General features: G+C 65.9%; 12 protein-coding genes and 2 pseudogenes. 7 read left to right on the top strand and 7 right to left on the bottom strand.

Annotated elements, in window-relative coordinates; genetic code table 11:
- Nucleotides 1–172: 172 nt before the first annotated feature.
- Together ACFLEY_RS15635 and ACFLEY_RS15630 are read left to right on the top strand one after the other, a co-directional pair.
- Complete coding sequence (locus tag ACFLEY_RS15635; RefSeq protein WP_028173399.1) at nucleotides 173–352, top strand: hypothetical protein; 180 nt, start codon at nucleotides 173–175, stop codon at nucleotides 350–352.
- Between the two features lie 24 nt (nucleotides 353–376).
- Nucleotides 377–568 carry a hypothetical protein gene (locus ACFLEY_RS15630; RefSeq protein ID WP_028173398.1) on the top strand — a complete coding sequence of 64 codons (192 nt, stop codon included), beginning with the start codon at nucleotides 377–379 and terminating at the stop codon, nucleotides 566–568.
- 26 nt (nucleotides 569–594) lie between these two features.
- Here ACFLEY_RS15630 and ACFLEY_RS15625 read toward each other — a convergent pair whose 3' ends face one another.
- The 5 genes from ACFLEY_RS15625 to ACFLEY_RS15605 all read right to left on the bottom strand — a co-directional run bounded on the left by ACFLEY_RS15625 (nucleotide 595) and on the right by ACFLEY_RS15605 (nucleotide 4,929).
- Nucleotides 595–2,028 (bottom strand): serine/threonine protein kinase, encoded by a 1,434-nt coding sequence (locus ACFLEY_RS15625; RefSeq protein WP_396604684.1) that lies wholly within the window; start codon nucleotides 2,026–2,028, stop codon nucleotides 595–597.
- 6 nt (nucleotides 2,029–2,034) lie between these two features.
- Nucleotides 2,035–2,775, bottom strand: a complete 741-nt coding sequence (locus tag ACFLEY_RS15620; RefSeq protein ID WP_011088429.1) for a metallophosphoesterase — start codon at nucleotides 2,773–2,775, stop codon at nucleotides 2,035–2,037.
- Between the two features lie 117 nt (nucleotides 2,776–2,892).
- Nucleotides 2,893–3,498, bottom strand: coding sequence for a hypothetical protein (locus ACFLEY_RS15615; protein WP_396604683.1), 606 nt, complete (start codon nucleotides 3,496–3,498; stop codon nucleotides 2,893–2,895).
- A complete protein-coding gene (locus ACFLEY_RS15610; protein WP_011088431.1) occupies nucleotides 3,491–4,162 on the bottom strand; it encodes a hypothetical protein in 672 nt (223 codons plus the stop codon). The genes ACFLEY_RS15615 and ACFLEY_RS15610 overlap by 8 nt, the downstream gene beginning before the upstream one ends.
- A complete protein-coding gene (locus tag ACFLEY_RS15605; RefSeq protein ID WP_060908126.1) occupies nucleotides 4,159–4,929 on the bottom strand; it encodes a MotA/TolQ/ExbB proton channel family protein in 771 nt (256 codons plus the stop codon). Before ACFLEY_RS15605 ends, ACFLEY_RS15610 begins: the two co-directional genes overlap by 4 nt.
- A gap of 198 nt (nucleotides 4,930–5,127) precedes the next feature.
- Between ACFLEY_RS15605 and ACFLEY_RS15600 the strand changes: the two are divergent.
- From ACFLEY_RS15600 to ACFLEY_RS15590, 3 genes and pseudogenes are all read left to right on the top strand, one after another.
- A pseudogene (locus ACFLEY_RS15600) lies at nucleotides 5,128–6,497 on the top strand (histidine kinase).
- A 7-nt stretch (nucleotides 6,498–6,504) separates the two neighbouring features.
- Nucleotides 6,505–7,158, top strand: a complete 654-nt coding sequence (locus ACFLEY_RS15595) for a response regulator transcription factor (RefSeq protein ID WP_011088434.1) — start codon at nucleotides 6,505–6,507, stop codon at nucleotides 7,156–7,158.
- Nucleotides 7,159–7,263: 105 nt separating this feature from the next.
- Nucleotides 7,264–7,569 (top strand): hypothetical protein, encoded by a 306-nt coding sequence (locus ACFLEY_RS15590; protein WP_038967604.1) that lies wholly within the window; start codon nucleotides 7,264–7,266, stop codon nucleotides 7,567–7,569.
- 15 nt (nucleotides 7,570–7,584) lie between these two features.
- On the opposite strand, the gene ACFLEY_RS15585 is transcribed toward ACFLEY_RS15590, so the two are convergent.
- Nucleotides 7,585–8,172 (bottom strand): TetR family transcriptional regulator, encoded by a 588-nt coding sequence (locus ACFLEY_RS15585; protein WP_028173393.1) that lies wholly within the window; start codon nucleotides 8,170–8,172, stop codon nucleotides 7,585–7,587.
- A 543-nt stretch (nucleotides 8,173–8,715) separates the two neighbouring features.
- On the opposite strand from ACFLEY_RS15585, the gene purB reads away from it, so the two are divergent.
- Nucleotides 8,716–10,023, top strand: coding sequence for an adenylosuccinate lyase (gene purB, locus ACFLEY_RS15580; RefSeq protein WP_060908128.1), 1,308 nt, complete (start codon nucleotides 8,716–8,718; stop codon nucleotides 10,021–10,023).
- 129 nt (nucleotides 10,024–10,152) lie between these two features.
- Nucleotides 10,153–11,369, top strand: a pseudogene (locus ACFLEY_RS15575) (M20 aminoacylase family protein).
- 55 nt (nucleotides 11,370–11,424) lie between these two features.
- Here the strand turns inward: ACFLEY_RS15575 and ACFLEY_RS15570 are convergent.
- The gene (locus tag ACFLEY_RS15570; RefSeq protein WP_211434282.1) at nucleotides 11,425–13,278 is read right to left on the bottom strand and encodes an ATP-binding protein; all 1,854 of its coding nucleotides are present in this window, start codon (nucleotides 13,276–13,278) and stop codon (nucleotides 11,425–11,427) included.
- Between the last annotated feature and the right edge of the window lie 165 nt (nucleotides 13,279–13,443).

Here is a 13,443-nt window from a genome sequence, read left to right as displayed (position 1 = left end):
CTCCTGCCTGCTTTTGACGGGAGCACATCATGACGACGACCCTGGTTTGGACTGGCGTGGCGTTGTGGCTTGGTTTCAGTGCATTTGTGGTGTTTGGCCCAACGGTCGGACCGGAGAAGGTTGCGGCACGTTCCGCTCGCGTCCATCGCCTTCATCGCCGGGGCTGACGTCCATGCAGATCGCGGTCGTAAAATGTCAGCCGAAGCGCAGGTGCCGGATTCCGCGTCGCCCGCATCCGAGCCTCGATTATTTCTTCGGCCGCCTCGAGCGCGCCGACGGCGCCATGGATGACGATGCCGAGCTCGACAATTCGGAGCTCGACCATTCGTTGCCCTCGCAGCGCCGACACTGAGAACCTCCTTTCCGGATCAAATCCATGAAACCGCATTGCCCGAACTGCCTGAAGGAAATGACCAAGGCATCCGCGTCGCGTAACCTGTTCAATTGCGAGCCCTGCCGCGAGATCATCCAGTATTTCGGCGGCAGCGCGGATCACGGCGAGCCCGGTCCGCAATTCTCCTGGCCCATCCGCCGCAGGCGCACCGGCCATACCGCCCACGCGGCCTGATCTCTTCTCGGCGACGCCGGGCGCGCCTATCCCGCCGCCTCGCCGGCATCGGCCTCATCACCCGCCATTCGCGGCGGCCGCACCACGGTGACGGTGCAGGCCGCTTCCGCGGCCACCTTGGCCGAGACGCTGCCGAGCAGCGTGCGCCTGAATGAGCCCTGCCGCGCCCCGATGATGACGTGGTCGACGTGGTTGACCTCGGCGAATTCCAGGATCGCAGCGGCCGGATCGACCGCCTCCAGCACATGAGCCGACAGCCGGCTCTCGTCCAGCTTCAGCGGCGTGGCCCAATGCCGGAGCGCCACCAGCCGGTCGATATGCTTGTTGGAGCCCTGCTCGTCCAGCGTCCGGTCGATCGCGATGCGGTTGAGCTTCAGGACGTTGAGGCAGGCAAGCCGCGCCGAGGGCAGCGTGGCGAGAATGCGCTCGGCGGTGACGCGCAGCGCCTCGTTCAGCTCGGGCGCGCCTTCCGCCGTGTCGAGCGCGACCGCGAGGATCGGGCTCGATGCGATCTGGGCTGCGACATCCGATTTCGCGCGCGGCTGCATGACGCCCTGGTTGAAGCGGCGCCGCCAGGCGACGCCGAGGGGGTCGCGCTTCATCCGTTCCGAGCGTGTCGTGAGCCTGACCTGGTCCGGATGGGTCAGATCGAAGGCGAGCTGGGACGCCGTCGGATAGCGCCGCACCGGCTCGATCTCGAGACACCGCAACACCACCTCCTGGAGCCAGGGGGGATAGTCGGCGCGCAGTGCGCGCGGCGGATGCGGATCGCGCCACAGCCGGCGCCGCATCGCGCGCAGCGTCTCGCCCTCGCCGAACGGCCGCTCGCCGATCGTGAAGAAATAGAGCAGCACGCCGAGCGAGAACAGGTCGCTGCGCGGATCGTCGCGCACGCCCAGGAGCCGCTCCGGCGCCATGTAGGGCGCGGTGCCGTAAGGCAGGCGGAACTCCTCCTGCAGGAGATCGGGCAGATGGTTGTGGTGCGACAGGCCGTAGTCGATCAGCACCGCCTCGCCGCTCTCGCGGAACATGATGCTGCTCGGCTTGATGTCGTGATGGATCACGTTCTGCCGGTGCAGATCGGCGAGCGCGGTCGCGATCTTCGCAACCAGCAGCCGCGCCTCCTCGTATGGCAGCGGCAGGTCGGCCAGCCGCTTGTAGAGCGTGGTCCCGGGGATGCGCTCGATCACGACATAGGCCTGGTGGGCGAAATCGCCGGTGCCGAAACACGAGGGCACGTGCGGGCCCGCGAGCCGCGGCAGGATCATCATCTCCATCTCGAAGGAGACGATCGCGGCGGCGTCCTCACCCTCCGACACCCGCGGAATTTTCATCAGCAGCGGGACGTCGATGCCGGGATGGGTAACGGTCCACAGCGTCGCCATGCCGCCGGCATGGACGCATTCGCCGATGGTGTAGCCGTCGATCTCCGCGCCTGATTTGACCAGGGGTTTCGGCATCGGCCTCTAGCGTCCCTGCGACAGCCGGTCGGCGAGCCAGGGCGGCAGGCCGTTCTCGCGGATCTTGTTCGCCGCGCTCGCGATGTCATAGGGCACGCGGCAATAGGTGATCTGGCACGAGACCGTGTCGAACAGCACGAAGGATGCGGATGGATCGCTGTCGCGGGGCTGGCCGACCGAGCCGAGCACGGCGAGCCATTGCCGTCCGCGCAAAAGCTGCACCGGGACGTCGGTCTTCGGCACGAAGCTCGTCATCTTCGCCGTCACCGACATCGAATAGAGCGCCGGACGATGAATGTGACCACAGAACGTGACATGGGCGGGCGTCGCGATCAGGCTCTTGGCGGCATCCGCCGTCGAGCGGACGTAGTGCCAGCGCTGGGGACTGGAGGCTTCCGAATGCACGAACAGCCGGTCGCTGTCCGCCACCAGCATTGGCAATTCGGCCAGGAACCGGCGCTGCGCGGCATCAAGCCGGCCGCGGGTCCATTCGATCGCGATCTGCGCCTCGGCATTCATGGTCTCGGCCGAGGAATTGACCGCCTGGTCGTGATTGCCGCGCACGGCCACGGCGCCCCCGGCGACGAGCTCCATCGCGGTATCCACGACCCATTCCGGATCGGCGCCATAGCCGACGAAGTCGCCGAGCAGGATGAACCGCTCTGCGCCCTTCGCACGGGCAACCTTCAGGCAAGCCTCGAACGCCTGTCGGTTGCCGTGGATATCCGAAAAGACAGCGAGAAGCACGCACCCTCCACCCTCAGGTTCTTATCGAAAGCCGATAAGGCCAAATTGAGGGACGTCAAGAAGATGCGCCAGCGCGGGGCCGTTTTCCAGCGTGCCCCCGCCGCGATGGTCAAGGGTCTATTGCTCGTCCTTCGGCGGCATCCGGGGCGGCGGCAGCGGCGTGAATACCGCGCCCTGCGCACCGGCCGGCGGGGCGTTGAACTCGCCGGTCGAGGAATCGCCCCCGCTGGTCTCGAGGATGGTCTTGGGCGTCACATACTCCCGGACCATGTCGATCAGGCTGCCCTCGCCACCGCCGAAATCCGCGGCGCGGCCGCCCTGCGGATGCCCGGCCGCGATCTCGTTCTGCGCCGCGTGGGTCTTGTTGGCCAGCCGGTCGTCATAGGGCACGCGGAAGGCCCGGGGGATGCCGCTCGGACGATTGTCCTCGTCGAGCTGCTCGACCCAGAGATAGATCGAGCCTGGATCGCCCTCCAGCGAATGCGGCTCGACGATGCGGGCCTGGAGCAGCTTGAAGGCAGCAGGCAGCCGGTCGGCGCTGGCCCAGCCGAGCAGCCCGCGCATTTCGGTGAAGCTGACGACGTAGAAAGCGCTGGTCACGACCACCGCGACCGCCTTCAGCGCCCAGTGCAGCCGCGCATAGACCAGCACGGCCAGCAGCAGCGCGCCGATGACGGCATAGGCGACCGACAGCGTGAGGATGACCGTCTGCAGGTTACTCACGGCGTATCCTCACACCGGTCTTCGCATCGACGTCGGCGCCGTTGCGCCAGCTGCTGCGGAACGTCTCCAGCAGCGATTTCGGCCGCTGGTCCACATTGACGACCTTGCCTTCCGCATCGAGCCGGAACCGCACCGCGGTCTTCTCGTCGCCGGTGTGGTCGAGCGTGAACTTGTTGTCGAAAATGACCTGCGCGGTCGGATTGAGCTTCTGCACCTTCACATTGGCCGTCACAGGCTCGCCGGTCGTGGCCACGAAGTGGGAGACGTTGACGGTGTATTCGCCGGCAACGATGCCGCGCACGGTGACGATCTCCTCGCGGATGGGCGAAGCGATCTTCTTGCCGTTGACGATGATGAAATCGTTGGCCCCGCCGCGATCGTCGCGGTCGAGCGTGAGGAAGCCGGCCTCGCGATGGCGATACCAGGCGATGTTGCCGGCCGGATCCTGCACGAACAGGTCGAGATCGTCAGGGTGATTGTCCGGCCAGTCCAGCGTGATCATGAACTCGGCCTTGGAGTCGATCTTGCCGTCCTTCGCATCTGGCGAGACCGCAAGCAGCGCCAGGAAGAACAGGAACGCGATCACCTGGAGCGCCTTGAACAGCATCACGCCCAGGGGATCGAACGGCTCCTCGCGCGGATAGAGACCGAAATCGTCCATCATGACGGGATTCCGGCGCCCTTGCGTTCCAGCACCGGCGTCACGTACGTCTCGGTCAGCACCACCGCATCCGAGAACACCCGCTGGGTCGCGGCGTCCAGCATGTAGTACTGGATGCGGACCAGGATCGAGCCGACGAGGCCCGCCAGCGTCGTGTACATTGCAACCGCCATGCCGTCGCTCATCAGCCCCATCGAGGACCGCATCGCGACCTTGTCGGCGGCATCCAGCCCGGCGATCGGCGCCAGCATGATGATGAAGCCGATAATGGTACCGAGCAGGCCGAGCTTCATCAGCGTGTCCGAGACGAAGGCGCCGAAGCCGTTGGAGCCGCGCAGGCGGTCGGCCAGCGTCCGCAGCAACAGCGTCTGGTCAACCGGCCGGTAATCCTGCGCGGCGGCCTTGGTGACCAGGCTGTCGATATGATCGCGCACCAGTCCGCGCGGCAGAGCCGTCGCGCTCGCATCGAGCAGCTTGCTGCCGCCGGGCGCCGCGAGCGCCGCCCTGCAGCGCCGCGCCGCCGCCCCCTCCCGCGCGATCGTCCGCGTGCGCAGGAAGCAATGGCCGCAGGTGAGGACATAGAGCAGCGCGATCACGCTGGAAATGTAGGTCCGGTCCGAGGTCAGCATCAGGTGGATCAGGCCGAAGCGCCACAACAGCACGACGGCGAAGATCCACAGCCCGGTGAAGATCATCCAGAACAGGAGCGCGCTGCGCTCGGATGGGTCGGCAGCAGACCCTGCGATCGGTCCAATCGTCATCGAACTCATGCTGCACCGCTCCCGGCTTGCAGGATTGTCCTGCAACGATTCCACCCCGATTAGATCAAAGCCGCCACGCCCGGTCCAAAGACCCATGCCCAATCCGGCTTGGGAAATTTGCCCGAGCTGCAATCCGGCCCAAACCCTGCGATTGGCAAGGCGCGGCGGCGTTGTTAGGCTGACCTTACCAAACTTTGGGGTGATCGCATGCGCCTCGTGCTTCAGCTTGTCGCCCGTCTGCTTCTCATTGTGGCGCTCTGCCTGGGCGCGGCGACCGTATGGGCCACGTTCGACGCCTATCGCAGCGTCGACCGGGCGACTGCGGCCTCGGCGCAGCGGGTCGCGCAGGCACTTCAGGCGCTGTACTGGCACGAGCTGTTGCTGCGCAGCAGCAGGGCGCGCGAACATCTGCTGCCGGTTCCGGAGTGGCGCACGCTGGACACGATGAAACTGATCTCGCCCGGCGTCTGCGTCGAGTTCCAGCCCGCCGCCGCATTCGAAAAGCCGCTGTGCGGCCAGAGCGAGGGGCTAGGCAAGGCGCCGCCGCGCTGGTTCGCATCGATCGTGCCGATCTTCCTCGGCAGCCACGCCGAGGTGGTGCGGCCGGTCAGTCCGCGCGCCGCGGCCGCCGGCACGGTGGTTGCGACGCCCGATGCCGCGGCCGCGATCTCGCTCGCCTGGGAATACATCCTCAACGTCATCGACGTCGCGCTGCTGATGGCGACGGCGATTGCGCTGCTGGCGTCGCTTGCGATCGCGCATACGCTGGCGCCGGCACGCGCGATCGTCACCGCGCTCCAGCGCATGGCGCGCGGCCATTATCGCACCAAGCTGCCGCGCTTCCGCTCGATGGAGCTTGCAATGATCGGGGGCGCCGTCAGCGAGCTCGGCACCCGGCTGGAAGAAGCCACCGAACAGCGCGCGGCGCTGACGCGGCGGCTGATCGAGATCCGCGACGACGAACGCCGCGCCCTCGCCCGCGAGCTGCACGACGAATTCGGGCAAAACCTCGCGGCCATCCTCGCTTTCGCCGACACCATCGAGACGGCGAGCGCGAAGCAGAACAGGGAAGACGGCATCGCGCAGGACGCAAGGATGATCTCGCAGGCGACCCATCATCTGATGGCCTCACTCGCGATGCGCTGAAGCGGCTGCGCAATCCCCTGCCCGAGGAGCTCGGGCTGGAGGCGAGCCTCGTCAATCTCGTCGACAGCTGGCGCTCGCAGAGCGCGGCGCGGCCGACCATCCAGCTCGATCTGAGGGGAGATCTTACCGACATCAGCGGCCCGGCCGCCACCACCGCCTATCGCGTCGCCCAGGAATGCCTGACCAATGCGCTGCGTCACGGCGCGGCACGCGAGATCTCGTTGCGCGTCGAGCGGCGCGCCGGCGAGGACGACGCGCTGCTGATCCGGGTCGAGGACGACGGCGGCGGCGATGCGGAACGCGTGGCGCGGTCGGCGGGCTTCGGCCTCACCGGCATCCGCGAGCGCGTCGCAGCCGCCGGCGGGTCGCTGTCGATCCTGCCGGCCAGAGGCGGCCTCAGCGTCGCCGCCACCATCCCGCTCGCCGCGTGAGGCCGAGATGAGCGAGGTTGCGGCAACAGGCATCTCCGTGCTGCTGGTCGACGACCACCCCATCGTCCGGCAGGGCTACCGGCGGGTGCTGGAAAGCCAGGGTGACCTCCATGTCGTGGCGGAAGCCGACAACGCCGCGGATGCCTACGGCGCCTTCAAGGCGCACGATCCTGATGTCGTCGTGCTCGATATCTCGATGCCCGGTGCCAGCGGGCTGGAGGCGATCCGCAACATCCGCGCCCGCAGCCCGCGGGCGCGGATCCTCGTCTTCACCATGCACAACGAGGCCGTGCTGGTGAAGGCCGCCTTCAGCGCCGGCGCCTCCGGCTTCGTCACCAAGAGCAGCGAGCCGTCCGCGGTCGTGAATGCAATCCGCAGCGTCGCCCGCGGCGAGCGCGCCATGAGTGACGACATCGCGCATATCCTGGCCGACGACAGCCTGTCGCCGACCGGCTCAGTGCTGGATCAACTGGGCGAACGCGAGATCGAGATCCTGCGCCAGTTCGCCGGCGGCGCCACCACCGAGCAGATCGCGACGCATCTCAATCTCAGCGTCAAGACGGTGCAGAATTATCACTATCTGATCAAGACCAAGACCGGCGCGCGCACCGATGCGCAGCTCGTGCGGCTGGCGGCGAGTTGCGGGCTGACGAAGATCTAGCAGCGGGGCTGCCGGATTCCTCAAGCGACGTGTTGTTCTTGAATCTGCTGAGCGGGATGGAACGGAGGCCATCCAGCTCCGGTTAGTAGTAGTGGAGGAATCGCCATGAGTAAGGCTCATCACAAGGCAATCGACCATCCCCCGATCATCACCGTAGGCGAGCTTATCGACGAACTTTGCCGCTTGCCCGATACGGCCGTCGTCCACTTCCACTGCCCCATGCTCGAACAGGAACTGACATTCTACCGCCTGCGAAAGCGGTCAAAGGATGTCGTCGAAATCGCGGTCAATGCGTATCCGGAGAGCCCGCCGGTCGTTCCAGCAGCCAACGGCGCGCTTCACCCGCGCAGGCACGCAACTGCCTCGCCCTCCGTTCGCGAGGGCGCGCTTCTTCACAAGGCAAGAGGGTGAGTTAGGCGTCGCGGTCTATGCCGCCTTCAACCCGCGCAGCAGCAGCGCGAGCGTTGCATCGACGCGCGCGGGCAGATCGGCGTCCTTCCACTCGTCGGCATGGGCCGGATGGTGGAAGCGGACGGTGGCATCGAAGATCGCGCGCGCGGTGGCCTTGACGTCGTCCACAGCGAATACGCCCTGCTTCACGCCGTCGGTCAGGATCGCCGCGATCTGGTCGATCATGGTGTCCTTGTGACATTTGACGGCTGCGCAGGCCTCGCGCGCCAGCGTGAGATAGGTCTCGAACATCTCGGGATCGTCGAGCACACGCGAACGCTTGGCGGCGAACAGCGTGCGCAGCCAGCGGTCGAGCCGCACCGGCGCGGGCCCTTCCTCCCTGGCGATCTGGAGCAACGGCGCGTCGATCCGGTCAAGCCAGCGCTTGGCAACGGCCTCGCGCAGCGAGGCCTTGCTCGGGAAATGGCGATAGACGCTGCCGTGGCTCACATCGAGCGCACGGGCAACGTCGACCACGGTGGCCTTGGCAAGCCCGTAGCGCCTGAGCACGTCCTCGGTGACTTCGAGGATCCGCTCCGGCGTCAAGACAACGGCTTCATTCATGCCAGCACCATGTTCCCGCTCGGGGTTCATTTATCCGGCGATGGCGCTGCTTCCGAAGCGCCCTTGCCGGTCGTTCGGAATGCTCTCGCCTCAATGAGGCAGTTTTGCAGCCTGCGCCGCGATCTGGCGCGCCACCAGTAAATTGAGCCAATGCCCAATCGTCCCGGTCAAATTGATGATTTCGGTCGTCATTGTCGTAAGTCTCCATTCGTCCACGGTCCCCTCTCTTCAATTTCGTCCCTCGATCCGCATTTGTTTCGGACCTCAGGGCCTCCGGGGGTAGCCGCGGGACGCCCAATCGGAGCGTCCGGGAACGGATATACACGTCTCGATGACAGATTTCAATATCTGTCAGTCAATGATCCGTGATTGACAGTTACTTTTTTTGCCCCCCGCCCGGCGGGCGGGTCCGGTGGTCATCCCCCGTTACCTTGCCTCCGCCGTTTGTTTCGCCCTCCCCGCTCTGTTAAATCACGGCGTAAAAAACATTTTGGCCGGTGCCGCCCCTCAGGGCCGCCCGCCCACCTTTGCTGGAGCCGTCAGATGATCCCCCGCTATACCCGTCCGGAAATGGCCTCGATCTGGGAGCCGCAGACCCGGTTCAAGATCTGGTTCGAGATCGAGGCGCATGCGGCGGACGCCCTGGCCGAGCTCGGCACCATTCCCAAGGAGGCCGCCAGGACGGTCTGGGCGAAGGCCAAGAACGCCACCTTCGACGTCGCCCGCATCGACGAGATCGAGCGCGAGACCAAGCACGACGTCATCGCCTTCCTCACCCACCTCGCCGAGATCGTCGGCCCCGAGGCGCGCTTCGTGCATCAGGGCATGACCTCCTCGGACGTGCTCGACACCTGCCTCAACGTCCAGCTCACCCGCGCCGCCGACCTGCTGCTCGCCGACCTCGACAAGGTGTTGGCTGCCCTGAAGAAGCGCGCCTTCGAGCACAAGATGACGCCGACCATCGGCCGCAGCCACGGCATCCACGCAGAGCCCGTGACCTTCGGCCTCAAGCTCGCCTATGCCTACGCCGAATTCTCGCGCGCCAAGGAACGCCTGATCGCGGCGCGGAAGGAGGTCGCGACCTGCGCCATCTCCGGCGCCGTCGGCACCTTCGCGCAGATCGATCCGCGGGTCGAAGAGCACGTTGCAAAAGCCATGGGTCTCGTGCCCGAGCCGATCTCGACCCAGGTGATCCCGCGCGACCGCCACGCGATGTATTTCTCGACCCTTGGCGTGATCGCCTCCTCGGTCGAGCGCATCGCGGTCGAGATCCGCCACATGCAGCGCACCGAGGTGCTGGAGGCCGAAGAGTTCTTCTCCGAGGGGCAGAAGGGCTCTTCCGCCATGCCGCACAAGCGCAACCCGGTGCTGTCCGAAAACCTCACCGGCCTCTCCCGCATGGTGCGCGCCTATGTGACGCCAGCGCTGGAGAACGTCGTGCTCTGGCACGAGCGCGACATCTCGCACTCCTCCGCCGAGCGCATGATGGGTCCGGACGCGACCGTGACGCTCGACTTCGCGCTGGTGCGCCTTGCCGGCCTGATCGACAAGCTGCTGGTCTATCCCGCCAACATGCAGAAGAATCTCGACCGCCTCGGCGGCCTCGTGCATTCGCAGCGCGTGCTCCTGGCGCTGACGCAGAAGGGCGCGAGCCGCGAGGACGCCTACAAGCTGGTGCAGCGCAACGCCATGCCGGTCTGGCGCGGCGAAGGCGACTTCCTCCAGCTCCTGAAGCAGGACGCCGAGGTGAAGAAATATCTCACCGACGCCGAGATCGAGGAGCAGTTCGACCTCGGCTATCACCTCAAGCACGTCGACACGATCTTCAAGCGCGTGTTCGGCGAGAGCTGATTATTCTCGTCATTCCGGGGCACGCGAAGCGTGAAACCGGAATCTCGCGCGACGACCTCCAGATTCCGGGTTCGATGCGACGCATCGCCCCGGGATGACGAGAGAACCCAAAAGAAACGGATCCCCCTCATGCCCATCGTCAACCGCATCGCCGCCCTCTCCGACGAAATGGCCGCCTGGCGCCATGACTTCCACGAGAACCCGGAGCTGCTCTACGAGGTCCACCGTACAGCCGGCATCGTCGCCGATCGCTTGCGCGAGTTCGGCTGCGACGAGGTGGTGACGGGCATCGGCCGCACCGGCGTCGTCGGCGTGATCCGCGGCCGCAAATCGGCCTCCGGCAAGACCATCGGCCTGCGCGCCGACATGGACGCGCTGCCGATCACGGAAACCTCGGGCGTGCCATATGCCTCCAAGGTCCCCGGCAAGATGCACGCCTGCGGCCATGACGGTCACACCGCGATGCTGCTGGGCACGGCGCCAACACAAGACTGCCATTTGCCGTGCAGGACCGGACCTCCGCAAAATATCTCGCCGAGACCCGCAATTTCGACGGCACCGCGATCGTGATCTTCCAGCCCGCCGAGGAAGGCGGCGGCGGCGGCAAGGCCATGGTCGAGGACGGCCTGATGACGCGCTGGAACATCCAGGAGGTCTACGGCATGCACAACATGCCGGGCCTGCCCGAAGGCCATTTCGCCACCACGCCCGGCGCGATGCTCGCCTCCTCCGACAACATCCAGATCACGGTCCATGGCAAGGGCGGTCACGCCGGCGCGGGTCCGCACAAATCGGTCGACAGCGTGCTGATCGGCTCGCAGATCGTCAATGCGCTGCAATCGATCGTCGCGCGCAACATCGATCCGCTCAAATCCGCCGTCATCTCGATCACGCAATTCCACTCCGGCACCGCCTTCAACATCATCCCGGAGGTCGCAGAGCTCGGCGGCACCGTGCGCACGCTCGATCCCGAGGTGCGCGATCTGGTCGAACGCCGCATCGGCGAGGTCGCAGAGAGCGTCGCGCGCGCCTATGGCGGCTCGGCGGAGACGAAATACACACGGATGTACCCGGTGACGATGAACCATGCGCGCGAGGCCGGGATTGCCGCCGACGTCGCCCGCGACATCGTCGGCGCCGAGCGCGTCAACGACAAGTTCATCCCGATGATGGGCGCCGAGGACTTCTCCTTCATGCTGGAGGCGCGTCCCGGTGCCATGGTGCTGGTCGGCATGGGCGACGGCAACGAATGCCACCACCCGTCCTATGTCTTCAACGACAACATCCTCGGCCACGGCGCCTCGTTCTGGGTGCGCTTGATCGAGACGAGGATGCCGGCGGGTTAAGGCCGGCTTCGCAGCAGGCAACATTCGCGCAAAGGACCGGGCTGCGCGGAGCCCGTCATCGGGCCGCGGAGCGTTGCTCCGTCGGCTCATCCGCCTCCAGCGGGCGAGATGCGATCTCGTCTGACGCGAGAGGCAGGGTGAACTGAAAGAAGGCGCCCCGCGGCTCGTTTGCACCGGCCCACATCCGCCCGCCATGCGCCTCGATGATCGAGCGGCAGATCGCGAGACCCATCCCCATGCCCGTGGGCTTGGTGGTGTAGAACGCTTCGAACAGGCGGTCCACGTTCTTCGTATCCAGCCCCGGACCGGAATCCCGCAAGGTGACGTGGACGCCGTCCGATGCATCCCGACCGGTGCTGATCACCAACTCCCGTCCCCCCTCGCCGACCGCGGCCATCGCCTCGATCGCGTTGACGATCAGGTTGAGCACCACTTGCTGAAGTTGAACCCGATCGGCCTGAACCGGCGGCAAGCCCTCGGCAAATTGCGTTCGCACCGACACGCCGTTCTTGAACGCTTCGCTGCGTGTCAGCGCGATGACCTCAAGCACCGCCTGGTTGATCTCCAGAGTCTCCTTTTGCGGGGGCGCGTTCCTGATCAGCGCCCGGATCCGGCCGATGATATCGCCGGCTCGCATGCCGTCCTTTGTGATCCAGTCGAGCGTCTGTCGAACCCGCTCCAGATTTGGCGGTTGAGCCTCCAACCAATTCACCCCGGCCTCGGCGTTCGCCACGATCGCGGCGATCGGCTGGTTGACTTCGTGGGCGATCGAAGCGGTTAGTTGCCCCATCGTGGTGACGCGATTGGCGTGCGCGAGCTCCATCAGCGCTTCACGGTAGCGCCGCTCGTGTTCGCGGCCTTCGGCTTCCGCGCGCTTGAGCGGCGTCAGATCGAGGACAAAGCCGACGCCATTCTCCGTACCTGCTCCGAACATGGTCCCGCCGATCAGCACCGGCACACGGCTTCCGTCCTTCCGCACATACTCCTTCTCGAATGGCTGGGCCGTCCCGACCCGCTTCAGTTCCGCCACGGTTTGCACGTCGCGGGCGCGCCATTCCGGCGGCGTGAGGTCGGTCCGATGCAGGCGCCCTGCGTTGAGATCTTCCCGGTCGTATCCCACGATGCGCAGGAATGCATCGTTGGCCTCGAGAATGCGCCCCTCGACTTCCCAGATGATGATGCCGATGATGTTGGCATCGAACAGGCGTCTGATCTTGATATCCCGTGCTGCAAGATCACTCTGGAGCTGGATGTTCTCCTCGGTCGCCTCTCTCCGCCGTTTCGCTTCGAGCCGCGCGAGCGCCAGCGCCGCTGCGGCCAGCGCGACGACGAGGACAACGGCGCCGGCGATCAGCCAGGTCCAGCGTTGCTCGAATGCTTCGGCGCGCGCCTCCCGGCCGGCGAGCCGAAAGCGCTCGTGATCCACCATCTGGTCGATTTGCGAGCGGATCTCGTCCATGCTGCGGATCATTGCCAGCGCGGCGAGCCCGGAGGTACCGGCCGTCTTCAGCAGCTCGTCAATCTCGCGCAGCGTGGCTGTAACGGTCAGCGCCAGATGCCCGGCCCGAAGGCCCTGCAACGGATCGTCCGCGACCAACATCTGCAGCGCCTGAGCCTCCCGCCGCACGCTTTCGTCGGAGACGCCGTAGGCCTTGAGATAGGCGGGGTCGAGGGTCATGAGATACCCGCGCCTTTCAGTCTCCAGTTCCGCGACGATCGCCCGCAGTCGATCGAGCGTTTCGAGGACCTGGCGGCTATGTTCGATGAAGTGATGAGCTGCTTGCCGCTCCTGCCAATATTGCAGGCCGAGGAAGCTGGTCGCGGCAAACAGGGTCACAAGCACTGCGACCGCAAGGATCAGCGGACGAGCAAACCATCGCAGAGGCAGGGCCCGAACAGGAACGGACATTGGCCGTGGGTCTTCGATGCTCGTGTGACCGCGCGTGTTCTGGTGCCGACGCCAGAGCATGATAGGACAATAGCACGGATAGGGAGGTCGGGAACCCGACATTCATCGGGTACGCCAGGCGTGAAGGCCGTGATGTCGCAGGGCTGCGGCCCCGTGCGTGTGCTA

The organism is Bradyrhizobium sp. YCK136, assembly GCF_044570075.1.
GTDB classification, from domain to species: domain Bacteria; phylum Pseudomonadota; class Alphaproteobacteria; order Rhizobiales; family Xanthobacteraceae; genus Bradyrhizobium; species Bradyrhizobium diazoefficiens.
Note: the sequence above shows the minus strand (reverse complement) of the source record. Positions and strands in the feature narration are given on the sequence as shown.